Genomic DNA, 15,898 nt, shown 5'->3' on the forward strand with positions numbered 1-15,898 from the left:
TTCATTCTCCTCTTTTGGCTGTAATAATATAAATGGGGTTTAAAGCGTCAAATCGCGTTAAATGTAAAATGGGCTTGCTTCTTGAAATTTGTGCAAGGGTAACAGCAGTCTCGAATCCTCGCTCTTTAAAAGCTTTCATTGCTTCTGCTAAATTTTCAATCGTTACGGCATTTAATACGATGCGCCCTCCTGCATTTAACCGGCTGCAGCACACGTCTAAAATGGTTTCCATGCCTCCTGCTGTGCCTCCAATAAACACCGCGTCAGGATCAGCAAACTCACTTAACCCTTCCGGTGCCTTTCCGTGCACAGTGTGGGCGTCTACTCGAAATTTCAATAGATTTTCCCTGCAGTTTTCTAAGTCTGCTTCGTTTTTTTCCACGGCAAAAATTTGTCCTTCACGCGCAATTTTAGCCGCTTCAATTGCGACTGAACCCGTACATGTTCCGATATCCCATACGACGCTGTCTCTCTTTAGCTGCAGGGCGCTAATACTAAGTGTGCGAACTTCTTTTTTAGTAATAAGCCCCTTGTCCGGCTTGCGTTGAATAAATTCATCGTCCTCTATTCCGAGAGGCCAGACTGGGGTTTTTTCTACCTGTTTTAATATCACGACATTAAGCGGAGAAAACAGTTGATTCGCCGCTTCTTCCAGCGAAAGCAGCTGACAGCGCTCCGTTTCTCCTCCTAAATTCTCTGCTACAAACATCTTGTATTCCTTCATGCCGAATGATAATAAGTAGTTTGCCAGAGCACTAGGAGAATTTTGCTCATCGGTTAAAATCGCCACTGTTTTATAGCCGTCAATGCGCTGAGCCAGCCCTTTTATGCTCCTGCCGTGCACGCTTGTAAAATAAGCGTCTTGCCATCGCTCTTTTAAACGTGAGAATGCAAGCTGAATAGAACTTAAATAAGGATATATTTCAACGTCTAGCTTCGTAGAAAGATAGCTTCCTATTCCGTAAAATAACGGGTCGCCTGACGCTAACACAACCACATTTCCTTCTTCGTTTTTTAAACGTTCAACAAGAGGAGAAAGACCCCCTTCAATCGCTACCTTTTCTCCTTCGAAATCTTGAAAAAAATCCAGGTGACGCTTTCCTCCAATTAGCACATCACTTTCATACACCCACTGTTCATACATAGGAAGCAAGCTTAACTTCCCATCGTCACCAATTCCAATAATTTTAATTGCCATGTTGCACCGCCTGTCCTAAAAAATCTCCTTTTAATGTGTAAAGAGACGTATCGACATCGATTCCGTCCCCTACTTCCTTTAATGCTGATAAACAGCAGTACTCGCACAGTTTTTCAAAAAACTTATGATGACCGCTTTGCGTCATTAAATCCCCCACTTGAGAAGCTGTGTTTGCACCTTTTATTTCCTCTACCAGTTCAGCAGAAGCGCCTGACTCAGAAGCTGCTTTTGCTAAAAAATTAAAATCAATGGGTGCACTTTTTGAATGAACCATCATAACGCCTTGCGCGACTTTTGAAAACTTTCCCATCATGCCTACGAGCGATACTTTTTTCATTCCTTGCTTTTTACATTGTTTTAACGTAAATCCAACAAAATCTCCCATTTCGATAAATGCTTCTTCCGGAAGTTCAGGGAACTGTTTCATTCCATACTTTTCGCTTCGGCCCCCTGTCGTAATGACAACGTGCTCACAATTACTCGCTTTAGCAACGCTGATTGCCTGCACGATACTTGCTTTATAAGCAGCTGTTGAGAACGGAACGACAATTCCCCGCGTCCCCAGTATCGAAATGCCTCCTAAAATACCTAGACGCGCATTTAATGTCTTTTTCGCCATTTCTTCTCCTTCAGGAACCGAGATGACAATCTTAACGCCTTTTTGTATATTGTATTCAGCTAGAAGCTGTTCAGCCGTTTCTTTCAGCATCTTTCTTGGAACAGGGTTAATGGCTGCTTCACCGACAGGAACCGGGAGGCCGGGCTTTGTTACACGCCCTACTCCCACTCCTCCATCAATGATAATACCTGCACCATTACACCACGAAACTTCAGAAATAATCAGCGCTCCGTGCGTGGCATCGGGATCATCTCCAGCATCTTTAATGATGCTAGCTACAGCGCTGCTTGTGCGATACTCGCATTCTTCAAGATGAAACGTAGCAAAGCGGCCGACAGGTAGGTAAATCGTTGACTCATCTTGCACTTCTCCTGAAATTAGCGTAAGCAGAGCTGCTCTCGTAGCTGCCGTGGCACAAGCGCCCGTCGTATAGCCTTCTCTGAGTTTCTTAGGTTCTTTTGGTACTTCCTTCATGCGTTACACCTGATCTGCAAGAATTGAAATTGCATTTAATGCAGCAACCGTTACCGTACTGCCGCCTTTTCGCCCGATGTTTGTAATAAACGGCACGTCAAGTTTTGCAAGTTCTTCTTTAGATTCAGCTGCTGAAACAAATCCTACCGGCAGACCAATAACAAGCCCAGGCTTCGCTTCTCCTTCTTTAATCAAACGAATTAATTCAAGTAAAGCTGTGGGTGCGTTCCCAATTGCAAAAATTCCACCGTCTGCTTCTTTGATGGCTTTTCGCATAGAAATAATTGCACGCGTTGTATTTAAGCGCTTTGCTTCTTCCATTACGTCCGGATCCGAAATATAAACTTTGATTTCACCGCCGTGTTTTTCAATTCGCTGCTTGTTTGTTCCTACTTGCACCATTTGTACATCTGCAACCACTTGCTTGCCGCTGCGAATAGCTTTAATTCCTGCTTGAATCGCATCCGGATGAAACAGCATGCTGCGTCCAAGCTCAAAGTCTGCAGACGCATGAATTACGCGCTGAACAATTGGGTACTGTTCGTCTGTAAACGGATGAGGCCCAAGCTCTTCTGTAATCATCTCAAAACTTTTTCCTTCTATTTGCTGAGGCTGAACAGTTAACGGTTTAAATTCTGTACGAAAATCCATCTCAATCAACTCCTATTTTGGTTTACTAAAGCATGAACCACTTCTTCAAAAGTGGAATACACGGTTCCATACTCAATTTTCGGTCGCCCAATCATAATAATATCTAAGCCTAACTCTTTAGCTGCTTCCACTTTTTCATCCACAGATCCAACTTTTCCGCTTTCTTTTGTGACCATGACCGTCACTCCGTATTGCTTATACAGCGCTCGATCAAACTCTTTTGTAAACGGCCCTTGAATAGCAATAATATTTTTTTGCGAAAATCCCAATTGCTGGCACTTTTCCATATTATCCAGCCTTGGAAGCATACGAGCAACAAGCCGTACATCTGAAAGAGGAAGCAGCTTTTCTGTAAAAACCTGCAGCGTTTTGCTGCCTGTTGTCAGCATAATAACTCCTTTTTTCTCAGCTGCTACTTCTGCTGCTTCTTCATACGTAGAAACCATTGTCATATTATCATAGGTAAAAGCCTGCGAAGCCCGCTCATAGCGTATGTAAGGAATCGCTGTTTCAGCAGCCGCGCCGATAGCATTTTTAGATGCTTCTTCTGCAAAAGGATGACTTGCATCCACAATAGCTTTTACACGATGTTCGTTTACAAAATCCATCATATCTTCTTTTGTGAGACGTCCAATTTTCACTTTCACTTCTGCACGCTGTAATTCGATAGCTGCGTTTTCGGTTACAACCGTTGCCGTAACCTCATGACCTGCTTTTTTCACTTGCACGGCTAATGCACGTGCATCGCTAGTTCCGGCTAACAATAAAATCATTTTAGCTCGCCGACCTTATCTTCATGATGATCGTGGTCATGATGGTGATCGTGGTGATGGTGTCCGTGATCATGGTCATGATCGTGATGATGATGGTGATCAATATGCTCCATAATGCCAAGGCGATATTGACACGTATCGCAGTTCATTTTCACTTCACCTTCTAATCCTTCTTCAGCACGTTCTTTTAAAATTGTCTGCAGTTTTGGGTGAAAACCGAAATAGCCGGCGAGCTTAAACTCAATGTTTTCATGCTGCATTTTATACTGCTTCACCATTTCTTCTAATCGCTTAATTAATACTCCTGTAAATAAGAAATACGGGAGAATAACCACTTTTTTAGCGCCCAATTTCAAACATCGCTCCACGCCTTCATCAATCAGTGGAGCGGTCACGCCCATAAAAGAAGTTTCAACGATTTTATAATTTGTTTTTTCCCAAAGAAGGCGCGTAATTTTATATAAATCACTGTTTGCATCAGGATCACTTCCCCCTCGCCCTAAGACGATAACAGCCGTGTCTTCAGCTGGAGTTTCTAAATTCTCTCCTGATTCTTGTAATCTCGTTTTTAAAATTTCAAGGGCTTCTTCATGAACGCCAATGGGACGTCCGTATACGAAGTTTACGTGTGGATATTTTTCCTTAGCTTCATCTATAGCCGCCGGAATATGTATTTTAGAGTGGCCAGCAGGCAAGAGCATAATTGGAATTACAACTACATCTTTTGCTCCTTTTGCCACACATGTATCAATGCCTTGACTTACATTTGGGCGTTCAAATTCTAGAAAACACGTTTCTATTAAGATAGATGCGTCCCAATCATGCTTCATAGTCGAAATAAATTCGCGAATTTGATCGTTCCCTTCAGGATCTCTGCTTCCATGACCGACAAATAAAACTGATTTCATATAATGCCCTCCCATTTTTTAATCTCCACACGGAGCTGGTTCTACTTTTATTTTTGGTGTTATATCTTGATAGTCGAATCCATAAACGTTCTTCACACGCTTAAAGAATTTATGAAATCGCTCATTAGGATGACCTTTTTCTTTATATTCATGGACAATGTTCTCCACTATTTCAACAATGTCATCGGGTGCTATGCCTTCCGCCACAATTTGACCTGAATGCGCATTTCGTCCAACCGTTTTAGCTCCTAAAAATAAATCAAACGCACCTTTTCTATAGACAATGCCGATATCTTCTTGAACTGCGCCATAACAGGCCATACCGCATCCATTAATACCAAGCTTCAGCTCTTTTGGCATGTCCATTCCCCCGAGGCGTTTTTGTAATTCTTCCGTATGTGGAATAGCATCGCTTTTTTCTCCATCACAAAAATCACACGCTTTAATTGTGAACACGTCTCCGACCGGAGATAGTAAAAAGGAAGCTGCTTGGAGCTTTTTAATAATCACATCTGGCTGGGCTGTTGGAATTTGAAGTTTGATTTGATGGTCAGGTGTATACTCCATCGTACCTTTTTCACCAACAACTTCTGCTAGTGTTGTCATTTGAACAGGCGTGAATTTCTTATTGGCAAGTCCTGGACTAACCGCGACTTCGAAAATTGACTGTATTGGCTGGTGTACGACCCCAGAAGTGGTTTCACCTAAAATTGCTTGAAGCGCTTCTTCTGCAAGAGCTCGTGAAGTTGCTGTTTCTTCTGGTTTGGTCTGAACTGCTTCAATTGCTGAAGCTGTTTGCTCTACAGTCTCTTCTTGATCGAGAGCCCATGGTTCTGCTTCTTTTCGAAGTCGCTGATGCGGTCTTAGCGGCTGCTCCGTTTGGTTGAGGGTATATTTCCGCTGATACCCGCGCGGTGTAATCATTAAATCGTCGTAAAAGAACGTAGATGAATTTCCGACAACAACGGTAGTCAGCATGCCTATTTCATGGTTTAACATGTCTTTTAAGTTAGTCATTACGACTTCTTCACGGTCACGATAAGCGCTTTTCACAAGACCAACAGGCGTATCAGGAGAACGGTACTTTAATAGAATCCTTTGCGCTTCAACAATTTGTCTTGTTCGTCTTCCGCTCTTTGGGTTGTAAAAAGCCACTACAAAATCTGCTTGTGCAGCTGCTTCAATTCTTTTTTCGATTAGATCCCACGGCGTAAGGTGGTCACTTAAACTAATCGTACAAGCATCGTGCATCACGGGCGCTCCAAGGAGAGATGCGCATGAATTGATAGCCGAAATGCCAGGAATTACTTCCAGCTCTACGCCCGTTTCTTTTTTCCAGCCTTTTTCAATCAACACTTCATATACAAGGCCTGCCATTCCGTATACTCCTGCATCTCCGCTCGAAATGACAGCTACGGTTTTTCCTGCTTCGGCTTGCTTTACAGCTTCCTGTGCACGGCTTACTTCTTCGGTCATTCCCGTACTAATAATTTGCTGATTCGTTAACAGTCCTTGAATTAATTCCACATAGGTTTTGTAACCGATGATCATATCACTTTCTTGAATGGCTTCTCTTGCTCGCTGTGTAATATGTTCAAAGCTCCCCGGCCCAAATCCAATAACTAACAGTTTACCTTTCATGCTAGCTCCTCCTTTATGCGTTACTTTTTACTTTGTCAATTCCTTCTATGGAGTCACTGTTTTCCGGAGAAACGAAACCATTTTGATCATATTCATAAATAAGCGATTCCTTTACACTGCAGCCTCCTGCTAAATGCTCTTCGACAATCCGGTGAGCCACGGTTTCAGTGACCTGCTTGTACCAATCTCCTGAAGGATAGACGATAGCTACAGGAGCATCTTTGCATCGTCCGTTACAGCGCGTACGCGTTGTATGAACCGTTTCATCCAAATCCAGTTCCGTCACTTTATTTCGAATAGCTTGTGTGGCTTCTTCTCCACCTTTTCTCATACAGCTGCTTCCATTACAAATCAATACGTGATGTTTTGTTCCGTTTAAGTTCCACGTCGTCACACTCATTCGCTCCTTTACTAAAAAAAGCGCCTCTATCAATGATAGAGGCGCAGAAAATTCAAACTAAGTTTTTGCACTTCCACCTATATCCCGTAGGGTAAGCTTCGCATTAGAAAAAGGCTGGTTTCCTGACTTCGATTCATCACTTGATTGCGCCTTCCCAAATACAGTGGCATATGCAATCAGCTCCTCTTCACAGTGGCGGGTACCGCGCTGGCTTCACACCAGACTTCCCATTTAACGCAATGTGAACATTGCGCACCTTTTTTGCACGATATGTAGTTTTTCGATACGAGAAAAACCCGCTTCGCTAATATGCGAGCGGGTAAAACGTCAGAATAAGAGTGTACACGAATGCCACTTTAAGCCAACGTTTCCCTTCCCGCTCCCCGGAGAAATAGAAACTTCACAATAAAGACAGGTCTCCTGACTTGTGTATCATTCTACTTGAGAACCTTCCCGTGATTTTTTCACAGTGGTTATACTCGTTCGTCCACACTTACAGTTGCGGGGGCAGTACTGGTCTTTCACCAGTTTCCCTATTAAGCCTTCTTGGCATCTTTACTGTTGCTGTTTGATATATATGAACCTTTTAAACTATCAGAATAATAGAAGTAACTACCATATCATAGCGTACATTTTTTTTTATTTCAACTCTATTCTTTTCGGAAGATACAAGCACCTATAAAAAAACAAGAGCATAAAGTCAGCTCTTGTTTTTTCATTATATAGCTACTAATGTTAAATGAGGATCATTATAATACACCACTTCTGAAAGAACTTTACAGCCATTTGTTTTGGCAAAAGCTTCTCTCGCCTGCTTTTCAGTTTCAAATTCAAACATTTTCATTTCTTTTCCAGCATATACCGTCAGTACCCACATGAAAAGATTCGCCTCCGATTATTGTAGTGATCGCTATATCCACATTATGCCGAAACCATTTCCTTTTGAAAACCCATTCTACAAAACTTGTCACAAGAAACTTTTAAAAATTTAAAAACATTTTAACTTCTGTAAATGAACAAAATGTACAAAAGGTTTAAGCAATATTATACCTCTTTAAAAAGGTGCTTTTTTAACCAACTGTTGCTTCACCAGTAAAAAATATATAGTATTTATTAAAAAAAGAAGCCGGACAGCCGGCTTCTTTTTTAGGAAAGGAAAGTACAGACATCACAATCCCGTCCTGCTCTTTATTTTGCATAAAAATACACTAATTAAATATTGCTTTCTTAAAGCAGAACCATGTTCGACTGCACATAGTGATAAAGAAGCTTATACGTATGGTTTAATGAATCTTGATGCGTTCTCTCAAACGCATGAGAAGAATCAATTCCTGGACCAATTAAGCCGTGTACGATATCGTGTCCGGCACGAATAGCAGCAGAAGCATCTGATCCGTAAAACGGATAAATATCTAATTTGTACTGAATATCATGCTGCTTAGCTAGCTCCACCAAATGCTTTCTCAAACCGTAATGATATGGGCCGCTTGAATCTTTTACACAAATAGACACGGTGTATTCATCGGTAGATTGTCCATCTCCCATAGCACCCATATCAACCGCTAAGTATTCTACTGTTTGAGGCGTAATGTTCGAATTCCCTCCGTATCCAATTTCTTCATTATTTGAAATGAGAAAATGCGTAGTGTATGGCAGTTCGATCTGTTCTTCTTGAATTGTTTTTATGAGCTGGAGCAATAAAGCTACGCTTGCTTTATCATCGAGATGACGAGATTTAATAAAACCGCTTTTTGTTATTTCTACACGAGGATCAAACGAAACAAAGTCGCCTACTTCAATTCCAAGGCTGCGAACATCTTCTGCGCTATGTACTTTTTCATCCAGTCGAATTTCTATATTTTCTTGATTTCGCTCAGCTTTCCCTGCATCTTTATACACATGAACAGATGTTTGATGCATAAGGATGGTTCCTGTAAATACTTCTCCTGATGAAGTTTCAATTTCACAATATTCTCCTTCAATAGAATTGTAGCGAAACCCTCCAATCAAGTCGATTTTCAGACGTCCACTCGGTTTGATTTCTTTTACCATAGCACCTAATGTATCGACATGAGCCGTCAGCATGCGGTGGTGATCTGTATCTTTACCGGGAATAGTAGCGACTAAGCCTCCTTTTCGATTGCGGTACGTTTGAATATTTAGCTCTTTTATATAGTCTTCGACAAATGAAATTACCTTTTCTGTATTTCCAGAAGGACTGGGAATCGAAACAAGCTTTTTAATTAACTGAACAGTTTCCGTCATTATGACACTTCCTTTGTCTCTCATTTCTTTTATTTTACCATATGTTTCAAAAAAGATAACAGTCAGCTCCAAACAAAACAAGCCGGGCAGCTGCCCGGCTTGTTTTGTTTTAAGCTATGTTTGATTTCTTTAATTCATTTGTATAATTTAATGATTTTTGCTTATCAAATTCGCCTTCAGACTTTGACATCACAATTGCAGCTAAAGCATTTCCTACTACGTTAACTGTGGTACGCATCATATCAAGAATGCGGTCAATTCCTGCAATAAATGCCATGCCTTCAAGAGGGAAGCCCATAGATTCAAGTGTAGCAAGTACAACTACAAACGATGCTCCCGGTACACCAGCCATTCCTTTTGAGGTTAACATTAGCACAAGAAGGAGCTGAATTTGATCCATAATGGAAAGGTCGATGCCGTACATTTGAGCAATAAACAGCGATGCCAGCGCCTGATAAATGGTTGAACCATCTAAGTTAAACGTGTAGCCTGTTGGAATAACAAACGATGTAACCGATTTAGAACAACCGAAGTCTTCCATCTTTTTGATAAGAGATGGTAAAACGGCTTCTGAACTTGCCGTTGTAAAAGCAAGAAGCAGCTCGTCTTTTAACACTTTTATCAGCGTAAACATGCTTGTTCCAGCCATTTTAGCAATAATTCCAAGAACCACAAGCACAAAGAAAATCATGGTGAAGTAAACGGCGAACACTAATTTTCCTAATGGAATAAGTGATCCGACACCAAACTTTATAATATTAACACCAATAAGTGCAAATACACCTACTGGAGCAAATTTCATCACCAAATTAGTTACCCAAAACATTGCATCCAAGACGCCTTCAAAAAAGGCTAAAACAGGTTTTCCTCTCTCTCCAATCGAAGCTACGCCTACACCAAACAGTACGGAAAATAAAATGATTGGTAAAAGATCGCCCTCTGCTACCGATTGAAAGACGTTTGTTGGAACAATATGAAGAAGCTCTTGAGCAATGCCAGTACTTTCAGACGTTTTTGCCGTTGCCTCATATTGAGAAATATCGCTTTTTTCAATATGTCCCATATCAACCCCTGCACCAGGGTGGAATAAGTTCGCGGCAATAATCCCCACTACAATAGCAATGGTTGTAACAATTTCAAAATAAAGAATTGTTTTTCCGCCAAGCTTACCTAATTTTTTGATATCGCCTACTCCTGCGACCGCTACGATTAATGCTGAAATCACAATCGGTACGACAATCATCTTAATTAAATGAATAAATATGTCTCCAACCGGCTGTAAAATAGAAATGGCTGTATCGCTTCCATAAAAAATAGCACCTACAGCTACGCCTAAAATCAGTCCAATTAGAATCTGAGTTGCTAGACCTAACCTTTTCACTTTCTTGCTCCTTTCGCACAGTTGACTTTCATCCATCGAGCATATGCGGTTCCGCGAACCGTGTATAAATATACATCCTTACAGCACCTTATGTAAACAGTTCTTTACTAAAAGGATGTAAGGCCGCACATGCGAATTTTTAAAAGCCACGGTTCTGTTTTATCATATCAAATAATTGTTGTATATTGAGATTTTTTTGCTAAGTATTTTTCTATTTTTGCTATTTCAGCGAATAAATTAAAAAAATAAAATTTTATATTGAAATATGCATTTTAGGTTAGTATAATACGATACATGTTTATTTTTATTATTCGAATATAAAATTCTGAAAATTTTAATTATTCAACACGATAATAAAAAGCATTTATAATTTTGGAGGTTTTAACGTGTCAAACAAAGTTCCTTTTTCATTTATAGTGGTTATTGGCTTTATGCTTTTTGCCCTATTCTTCGGCGCAGGTAATTTAATCTTTCCTGCAATGTTAGGTCAGTCTGCTGGAAGCAATATTTGGTCAGCAAACGCTGGATTTTTAGTAACGGGTGTAGGTCTGCCTCTTCTAGGCGTTCTCGCATTTGGTTTTTCCGGAAAAGAGGATTTGCAGTCTTTAGCTAGTCGCGTACACCCAGCTTTCGGTATTATCTTTACTACGATTTTATACTTGGCAATCGGACCGCTTTTTGCGATGCCAAGAACGGGAAGCGTTTCGTTCGAAATTGGCGTTAAGCCTTTTTTATCAGAAAATCCAGGGCATCTTCCCCTTATCATTTTCACGGTAATTTTCTTTACTATTACCTGCTTTTTTTCGCTAAATCCTGCGAAAATTGTCGATTTAGTAGGAAAAGTTTTAACACCTATTAAATTAACGTTTATTGGAATATTGGTAGTTGTAGCCGTTGTGAACCCAATTGGAAAATTTGAAGCACCAAGCGAAGCTTATACAACACACTCATTTTTTAAAGGCTTCCAAGAAGGCTACTTAACAATGGATACACTAGCATCATTTGTTTTTGGAATTATTATTATTAATGCAATTAAAGAAAAAGGAGCAAAAACCAACCGACAAATCATCACAATTTGTGCAAAAGCTACGGCTATCGCTGCCGTTATTTTAGCTCTTATTTATAGTGCATTGTCTTATATGGGTGCTTCAAGCGTATCAGAGCTTGGACGTCTTGATAACGGAGGTACGGTTTTGGCTGAAGTATCAAATTACTACTTCGGCTCTTACGGAGGAATTCTTTTAGGTCTGATGATTACCGTTGCTTGTTTAACAACAAGTGTAGGCCTTGTAACATCTTGTTCATCTTTCTTCCATAAGCTGTTTCCAAGGGTTTCTTATAAGTTGATTGCTGTCATTTTATCAGCATTCAGCGCCGTTGTAGCAAACTTTGGTTTAACGGAATTAATCGCTATTTCGGTTCCCGTCTTAACAGCTATTTATCCGTTAGCTATTGTGTTAATTGCTTTAACATTCTTACATCCTTTATTTAAAGGACGTTCTGAAGTTTACCAAGTAAGCCTTCTGTTCACGTTTATCGTTAGTTTATTTGATGGCTTAAATGCTGCTGGATTCAAAATTGCGGCAGTAAACGATCTGTTTACATCCATTCTACCTATGTATGGAGTGGGTCTCGGCTGGGTAGTTCCTGCTATCGTAGGAGGATTAATCGGTCTTGGCATTACCTTCCTTCGTACAAATGATAATACGAACAGAAACACTTCAAGAAAATTGATTAAATAAAAAGAGGATGCGAGTGCATCCTCTTTTTATTATGGGGTCTTATGAATAAGGAGTTTTTTTCTCCATTAACTTTACTTCTTCTTTTAACACATGTTTTTCGTATAGATATTTATCCGTTCGTTGAAAATGATATTTATCAGCTTTTTCTTTTTCAGATGTGGTCAAAAGCACTCGACGATCAGAAGCATCTGACACACCAAACGTTTCATTTTGATAAGTAGCATACGGAGCTACAAAAAACACTTCTTCAACAGCATCACGAGGAACTTCTTTTGTGAAAGTAGTGTCATTGTATGGAATGAATCCATTTGCTACATCGCCTTTATCATAGCTAATCAGCTTTACACACCCGTTTTCCGTTTCATAACATTCGTAATCTCGTTCATTATATGCTGCATACAAACCTTTTCGAATCACAAAAAACCAGTCCTTTACATTGGATTAGCAACCGCTGGCACAAATCGTTTTTCTTCTACCACATAGGTAGCTAAAAGTACTTCTTCCCCATTTACCACTTGGTATAGTTCCGCTCCGTTTGCTGGTGGATAATAGTTATCAAATTTGAACTCTGGAACGGTTTCCCCGTTTCGAGATCCTGTAAACCCATTAAGCGTACATGGAGGTCCGTCTGTTGTTTTTCCTCCGAACACAGTCCCGTAGGGAATATCAACATGGCTTACCGCTTGCGATTTGAATTTGATTACGCCGTATGTCGATCCTTCTTCAGGAAACGGCCTTTTGCCTGAACCATCGGTGTAATCTAAACGTAAGCTTTCAACAAATTCTTTGTACGAAGTAATATCATGAACATCTTCAGCTTTAGCTACATATCCTCCCACTGCTGTATAAGATCCATCTACATACTTTTCAATATCTTTAGCAGGGATCGTTTTTTGCAGCAGCGTATCTTTTGTAAGGGGTGAAACAGAGTCACGTATAGCCTTCATTACTTCTATTTCATGAGAAGTTAATGTTTTAACATCCTTTAATTTTAGTTCATTAAACTCCTTTTTTGTAAGATTAACGCGCTTCAGCACTTCATTAATTTTTTGATCAAAATCTTCTAAGCTTTCTAAATCTGAAGCTGTATAATGAGCATCAACTGTCCTTACATCTTTATGTACTTTTTTAACTTCATTTAATTCATACTGTTCTACTTCATCAGCCGTTTTAAACGTTTCAACGCTTGAAATGGTTTCGCCATTCGTATCAGCTACAACGTAACCGTCTTCAGCTTTGATCACATATCCGACTTCTCCGTTACCTAACGCAATTAAGTCTGACTGTTGAAAAGCGGCTTTCTCTTTTTCTTTTTGAAATTCCTTATCTGTCATTCCCTTAGTAACGAGAGCTTTAAGTTCTGATGTGTCTTTACTGTCTTTTTGATTTGCTTCTACTTTCTCAGCTGTAACTGATGAAGTTTCTGTATTAGATGGAGAATGAGTGACCGTCCCAATGACAAAAATAAGACCAAATACAATCCCTATGCCATACAAAAATTTGCTTGTTTTATGAGCTCTAAATAAAATTCCTAACACAATGCAAACAATACCCGCAATCAAGCTATCTACTAATAATAGATGTCCCAACCAAACCCCTCCTCTTTAATTCTTGTTTATGTTAAAAAAATCCATAAAAGAAGTCAATACAATTAATGTAAATAAAGTTTTAAATAGGAATATATTCATAATTATTACTAATTAATCCCTTTTAGTAGGTCTCAAAAATAAAACACACCACCTAAAAATAGATGGTGTGTGAAGTATAGTAAGTAATTAAGAAATTTGTTTAAGTTCTGATGAGAGTTTCAAAAACTCTTCTTTATTTTTCATCAATAGCGTGCGGTCGATTTCTTCTTTTAGCTGTGCTTTACGAAATTCTGCAATCGCCTTGTCTAAAATCATCTCAGCGAATAATGCATCAAGCACCTTTCCGTTGGATTTTTGCGGTGAATTAAGTAAATTCTTTTTCATAAGAAATCAACTCCTTGGCTTTTTTATAATATAACACAAATATTCTGACTTTTCAATCATTTAAACCAAGTATTTTAAATCTATTTTTTTCATATAAAAAGGCCGCCCTTTTGTTATAAAGCGCGGCCTTTTATTACGAATCTGCGGCTTTTTCTTTTACTTCCGCATAGTAGTTTTCATATTCAATAAATTCAGGAGCCTGATGAGCTGCCATGATACCGTGGTAGCTGATATCTAAGCCCACTTCTTCTTCTTCTTCCGTAGATCGAAGCGGAACCACCAAGGAAATAACCTTTAACCCTATCCACGTCGTAACAAATCCCCAAGCGCATAGAGCGATTAACCCAAGAAGTTGAACGCCAAGTAACGTCCAGCTCCCTCCGGTAAACACACCGCCGTCTGTAGAAAACAAGCCTACAGCCAACGTACCCCATATTCCCGAAGCAGCGTGTACAGGAAAAGCTCCTACAGGATCGTCGATTTGACGTGCTTCGAGCCAGTTTGTAGCTGCCATCATTAATAAGCCAGATACAGCTCCAATAAAAATAGCAGATGGTGTGTTAACAAAAGCGCACCCGGCCGTAATGCCAACCAGTCCGGCAAGCGATCCATTTATTACAGAAGGTGCATCTGAACGGTTGTAGCGAAATAAAGTATAAAATAAAGTAGCTGCTCCGCCTGCTGCTGCTGATAACATTGTGACAATAGCAATGTGACCAATTCTAACGTCAGTGGCACTTAGCGTACTTCCTGCATTAAACCCGAACCATCCAAACCATAATAAAAAAGCACCCACTGATGCAAGCGGCAAATTGCTTGGAAGAGAAACAGAACTGATTCCATTTTTCGTGAACTTCCCTTTCCTCGGTCCAATCATTATTGCAGCTGCTAAAGCTGAAAAACCGCCAAGAGCATGGATAACTGCCGAACCGGCAAAATCAAGCATCCCTAACTTACTAATCCATCCGCCTCCCCAAATCCAGTGGCCGGCTATAGGATAAATAAATGTAGTCATCAAAATCGCATATAAAAGATATGCGCGGAAATTAATTCGTTCTGCTACCGCTCCAGAAACGATAGAAATGACCGCAATAACAAACGCACATTGAAACAGCCAAAACGTTTCAAGTCCAATTGGAATGTCAAGGTGCGATAAATTACCCGAGAGCGCAAAACCGCTTTTACCAACAACTCCACCTAAATCATCACCGTACATTAATCCAAAACCAATTAAATAGAAACAAAGCGTTCCTATTGTAATATCAGCGAATACTTTCATAATAATATTCACGCTATTTTTATAGCGGACAAAACCTGCCTCTAACAAGGCAAAGCCGCCTTCCATTAACAAAATCATCGCCGCTGTTAACACGACCCACGTTGTATTTATCCCTAAACTTAGTTCATTAACACTCATATCCCAACGCCTCCACTGCTTTTTAATCGTTTTATTTCTTGTACAATAGCAGGCGAAAGCGTAATTTCACTTGTTTCTTCATTTTCCGCTTTTATTAATTCAAGAACTTCATGAAGTTCTCGCATTTGTGCTTTAAGGTGATCAATTTTTTTAAAGCGTTCCTTTACGTATACCATATACTCGACCGCTTGATGCTGACTTAAAGGACGCCCGGTAAAAAATTTACGAAACGGTGATAGTGATTGATACCAAGCTTCTTCAGCACGTTTCTTCTCTTCGTATTTACTAATTTTCGTTTTTATATCTTCTATTTCTTGTGCTTTAGCTTCTTTTAACTTCATTATAAATTCAATTAATTTTAATTGAGGCAATGTAATGATCACATTATGATAAAGTTCATCCACTATAACCATGTTATATCTCCTTACATAAGATGTTATATTCTGATTATATGTA

16 protein-coding genes and 2 riboswitches are annotated in these 15,898 nt (G+C 39.7%); of the genes, 1 reads left to right on the forward strand and 15 read right to left on the reverse strand.

Annotated features, from left to right (window positions below; translation table 11 throughout):
* Nucleotide 1: 1 nt before the first annotated feature.
* From ACFX4R_RS13955 to ACFX4R_RS14000, 10 genes are all read right to left on the reverse strand, one after another.
* Nucleotides 2-1,198: a bifunctional cobalt-precorrin-7 (C(5))-methyltransferase/cobalt-precorrin-6B (C(15))-methyltransferase gene (locus tag ACFX4R_RS13955; RefSeq protein WP_043982895.1), complete on the reverse strand. Its 1,197-nt coding sequence runs from the start codon at nucleotides 1,196-1,198 to the stop codon at nucleotides 2-4.
* Nucleotides 1,188-2,291 carry a cobalt-precorrin-5B (C(1))-methyltransferase gene (locus ACFX4R_RS13960; RefSeq protein WP_043982896.1) on the reverse strand — a complete coding sequence of 368 codons (1,104 nt, stop codon included), beginning with the start codon at nucleotides 2,289-2,291 and terminating at the stop codon, nucleotides 1,188-1,190. Before ACFX4R_RS13960 ends, ACFX4R_RS13955 begins: the two co-directional genes overlap by 11 nt.
* A gap of 3 nt (nucleotides 2,292-2,294) precedes the next feature.
* Nucleotides 2,295-2,942, reverse strand: coding sequence for a precorrin-8X methylmutase (locus tag ACFX4R_RS13965; protein WP_013083415.1), 648 nt, complete (start codon nucleotides 2,940-2,942; stop codon nucleotides 2,295-2,297).
* 5 nt (nucleotides 2,943-2,947) lie between these two features.
* Nucleotides 2,948-3,715 (reverse strand): precorrin-6A reductase, encoded by a 768-nt coding sequence (gene cobK / locus ACFX4R_RS13970; RefSeq protein WP_043982897.1) that lies wholly within the window; start codon nucleotides 3,713-3,715, stop codon nucleotides 2,948-2,950.
* Entirely contained in the window at nucleotides 3,712-4,623 is a 912-nt protein-coding gene (locus ACFX4R_RS13975; protein ID WP_075421809.1) for a sirohydrochlorin chelatase, read from the reverse strand. The genes cobK and ACFX4R_RS13975 overlap by 4 nt, the downstream gene beginning before the upstream one ends.
* 18 nt (nucleotides 4,624-4,641) lie before the next feature.
* On the reverse strand, nucleotides 4,642-6,264 hold the full coding sequence (gene cobJ / locus ACFX4R_RS13980) for a precorrin-3B C(17)-methyltransferase (RefSeq protein ID WP_162214352.1): 1,623 nt from the start codon (nucleotides 6,262-6,264) through the stop codon (nucleotides 4,642-4,644).
* Between the two features lie 13 nt (nucleotides 6,265-6,277).
* Nucleotides 6,278-6,658 carry a (2Fe-2S) ferredoxin domain-containing protein gene (locus ACFX4R_RS13985; protein WP_043982900.1) on the reverse strand — a complete coding sequence of 127 codons (381 nt, stop codon included), beginning with the start codon at nucleotides 6,656-6,658 and terminating at the stop codon, nucleotides 6,278-6,280.
* Between the two features lie 101 nt (nucleotides 6,659-6,759).
* Nucleotides 6,760-6,939, reverse strand: a riboswitch (cobalamin riboswitch).
* Nucleotides 6,940-7,057: 118 nt separating this feature from the next.
* Nucleotides 7,058-7,236: riboswitch (cobalamin riboswitch) on the reverse strand.
* Between the two features lie 146 nt (nucleotides 7,237-7,382).
* Nucleotides 7,383-7,541 (reverse strand): hypothetical protein, encoded by a 159-nt coding sequence (locus tag ACFX4R_RS13990; RefSeq protein WP_013057318.1) that lies wholly within the window; start codon nucleotides 7,539-7,541, stop codon nucleotides 7,383-7,385.
* 350 nt (nucleotides 7,542-7,891) lie between these two features.
* Nucleotides 7,892-8,929, reverse strand: a complete 1,038-nt coding sequence (locus ACFX4R_RS13995; RefSeq protein ID WP_043982902.1) for a M42 family metallopeptidase — start codon at nucleotides 8,927-8,929, stop codon at nucleotides 7,892-7,894.
* 109 nt (nucleotides 8,930-9,038) lie between these two features.
* On the reverse strand, nucleotides 9,039-10,310 hold the full coding sequence (locus ACFX4R_RS14000; protein WP_014459829.1) for a cation:dicarboxylate symporter family transporter: 1,272 nt from the start codon (nucleotides 10,308-10,310) through the stop codon (nucleotides 9,039-9,041).
* A gap of 386 nt (nucleotides 10,311-10,696) precedes the next feature.
* Here ACFX4R_RS14000 and brnQ point away from each other — a divergent pair, with 386 nt between their 5' ends.
* Nucleotides 10,697-12,052, forward strand: coding sequence for a branched-chain amino acid transport system II carrier protein (gene brnQ, locus ACFX4R_RS14005; RefSeq protein WP_034651532.1), 1,356 nt, complete (start codon nucleotides 10,697-10,699; stop codon nucleotides 12,050-12,052).
* Between the two features lie 39 nt (nucleotides 12,053-12,091).
* Here brnQ and ACFX4R_RS14010 read toward each other — a convergent pair whose 3' ends face one another.
* The 5 genes from ACFX4R_RS14010 to ACFX4R_RS14030 form a co-directional block, all read right to left on the reverse strand.
* The gene (locus ACFX4R_RS14010; protein ID WP_043982905.1) at nucleotides 12,092-12,469 is read right to left on the reverse strand and encodes a hypothetical protein; all 378 of its coding nucleotides are present in this window, start codon (nucleotides 12,467-12,469) and stop codon (nucleotides 12,092-12,094) included.
* Nucleotides 12,470-12,483: 14 nt separating this feature from the next.
* On the reverse strand, nucleotides 12,484-13,641 hold the full coding sequence (locus ACFX4R_RS14015; protein WP_165575070.1) for a hypothetical protein: 1,158 nt from the start codon (nucleotides 13,639-13,641) through the stop codon (nucleotides 12,484-12,486).
* A gap of 186 nt (nucleotides 13,642-13,827) precedes the next feature.
* Nucleotides 13,828-14,025, reverse strand: a complete 198-nt coding sequence (locus tag ACFX4R_RS14020) for an IDEAL domain-containing protein (RefSeq protein ID WP_013057324.1) — start codon at nucleotides 14,023-14,025, stop codon at nucleotides 13,828-13,830.
* A gap of 133 nt (nucleotides 14,026-14,158) precedes the next feature.
* Nucleotides 14,159-15,442 (reverse strand): ammonium transporter, encoded by a 1,284-nt coding sequence (locus ACFX4R_RS14025; protein ID WP_043982909.1) that lies wholly within the window; start codon nucleotides 15,440-15,442, stop codon nucleotides 14,159-14,161.
* Complete coding sequence (locus ACFX4R_RS14030; protein ID WP_043982911.1) at nucleotides 15,439-15,855, reverse strand: hypothetical protein; 417 nt, start codon at nucleotides 15,853-15,855, stop codon at nucleotides 15,439-15,441. The genes ACFX4R_RS14025 and ACFX4R_RS14030 overlap by 4 nt, the downstream gene beginning before the upstream one ends.
* Nucleotides 15,856-15,898: the final 43 nt, after the last annotated feature.

The sequence above is a fragment of the Priestia sp. YIM B13490 genome, assembly GCF_042787735.1.
Lineage (GTDB): Bacteria > Bacillota > Bacilli > Bacillales > Bacillaceae_H > Priestia > Priestia megaterium.

Coding starts and splice junctions, on each gene's coding strand:
- ACFX4R_RS13975 (WP_075421809.1), bottom strand. CDS start 4,623: ATGAAATCAGTTTTATTTGTCGGTCATGGAAGCAGAGATCCTGAAGGG.
- ACFX4R_RS13995 (WP_043982902.1), bottom strand. CDS start 8,929: ATGACGGAAACTGTTCAGTTAATTAAAAAGCTTGTTTCGATTCCCAGT.
- ACFX4R_RS13960 (WP_043982896.1), bottom strand. CDS start 2,291: ATGAAGGAAGTACCAAAAGAACCTAAGAAACTCAGAGAAGGCTATACG.
- ACFX4R_RS14025 (WP_043982909.1), bottom strand. CDS start 15,442: ATGAGTGTTAATGAACTAAGTTTAGGGATAAATACAACGTGGGTCGTG.
- ACFX4R_RS13955 (WP_043982895.1), bottom strand. CDS start 1,198: ATGGCAATTAAAATTATTGGAATTGGTGACGATGGGAAGTTAAGCTTG.
- ACFX4R_RS13990 (WP_013057318.1), bottom strand. CDS start 7,541: ATGTGGGTACTGACGGTATATGCTGGAAAAGAAATGAAAATGTTTGAA.
- ACFX4R_RS14030 (WP_043982911.1), bottom strand. CDS start 15,855: ATGGTTATAGTGGATGAACTTTATCATAATGTGATCATTACATTGCCT.
- cobK (WP_043982897.1), bottom strand. CDS start 3,715: ATGATTTTATTGTTAGCCGGAACTAGCGATGCACGTGCATTAGCCGTG.
- ACFX4R_RS13965 (WP_013083415.1), bottom strand. CDS start 2,942: ATGGATTTTCGTACAGAATTTAAACCGTTAACTGTTCAGCCTCAGCAA.
- ACFX4R_RS14020 (WP_013057324.1), bottom strand. CDS start 14,025: ATGAAAAAGAATTTACTTAATTCACCGCAAAAATCCAACGGAAAGGTG.
- cobJ (WP_162214352.1), bottom strand. CDS start 6,264: ATGAAAGGTAAACTGTTAGTTATTGGATTTGGGCCGGGGAGCTTTGAA.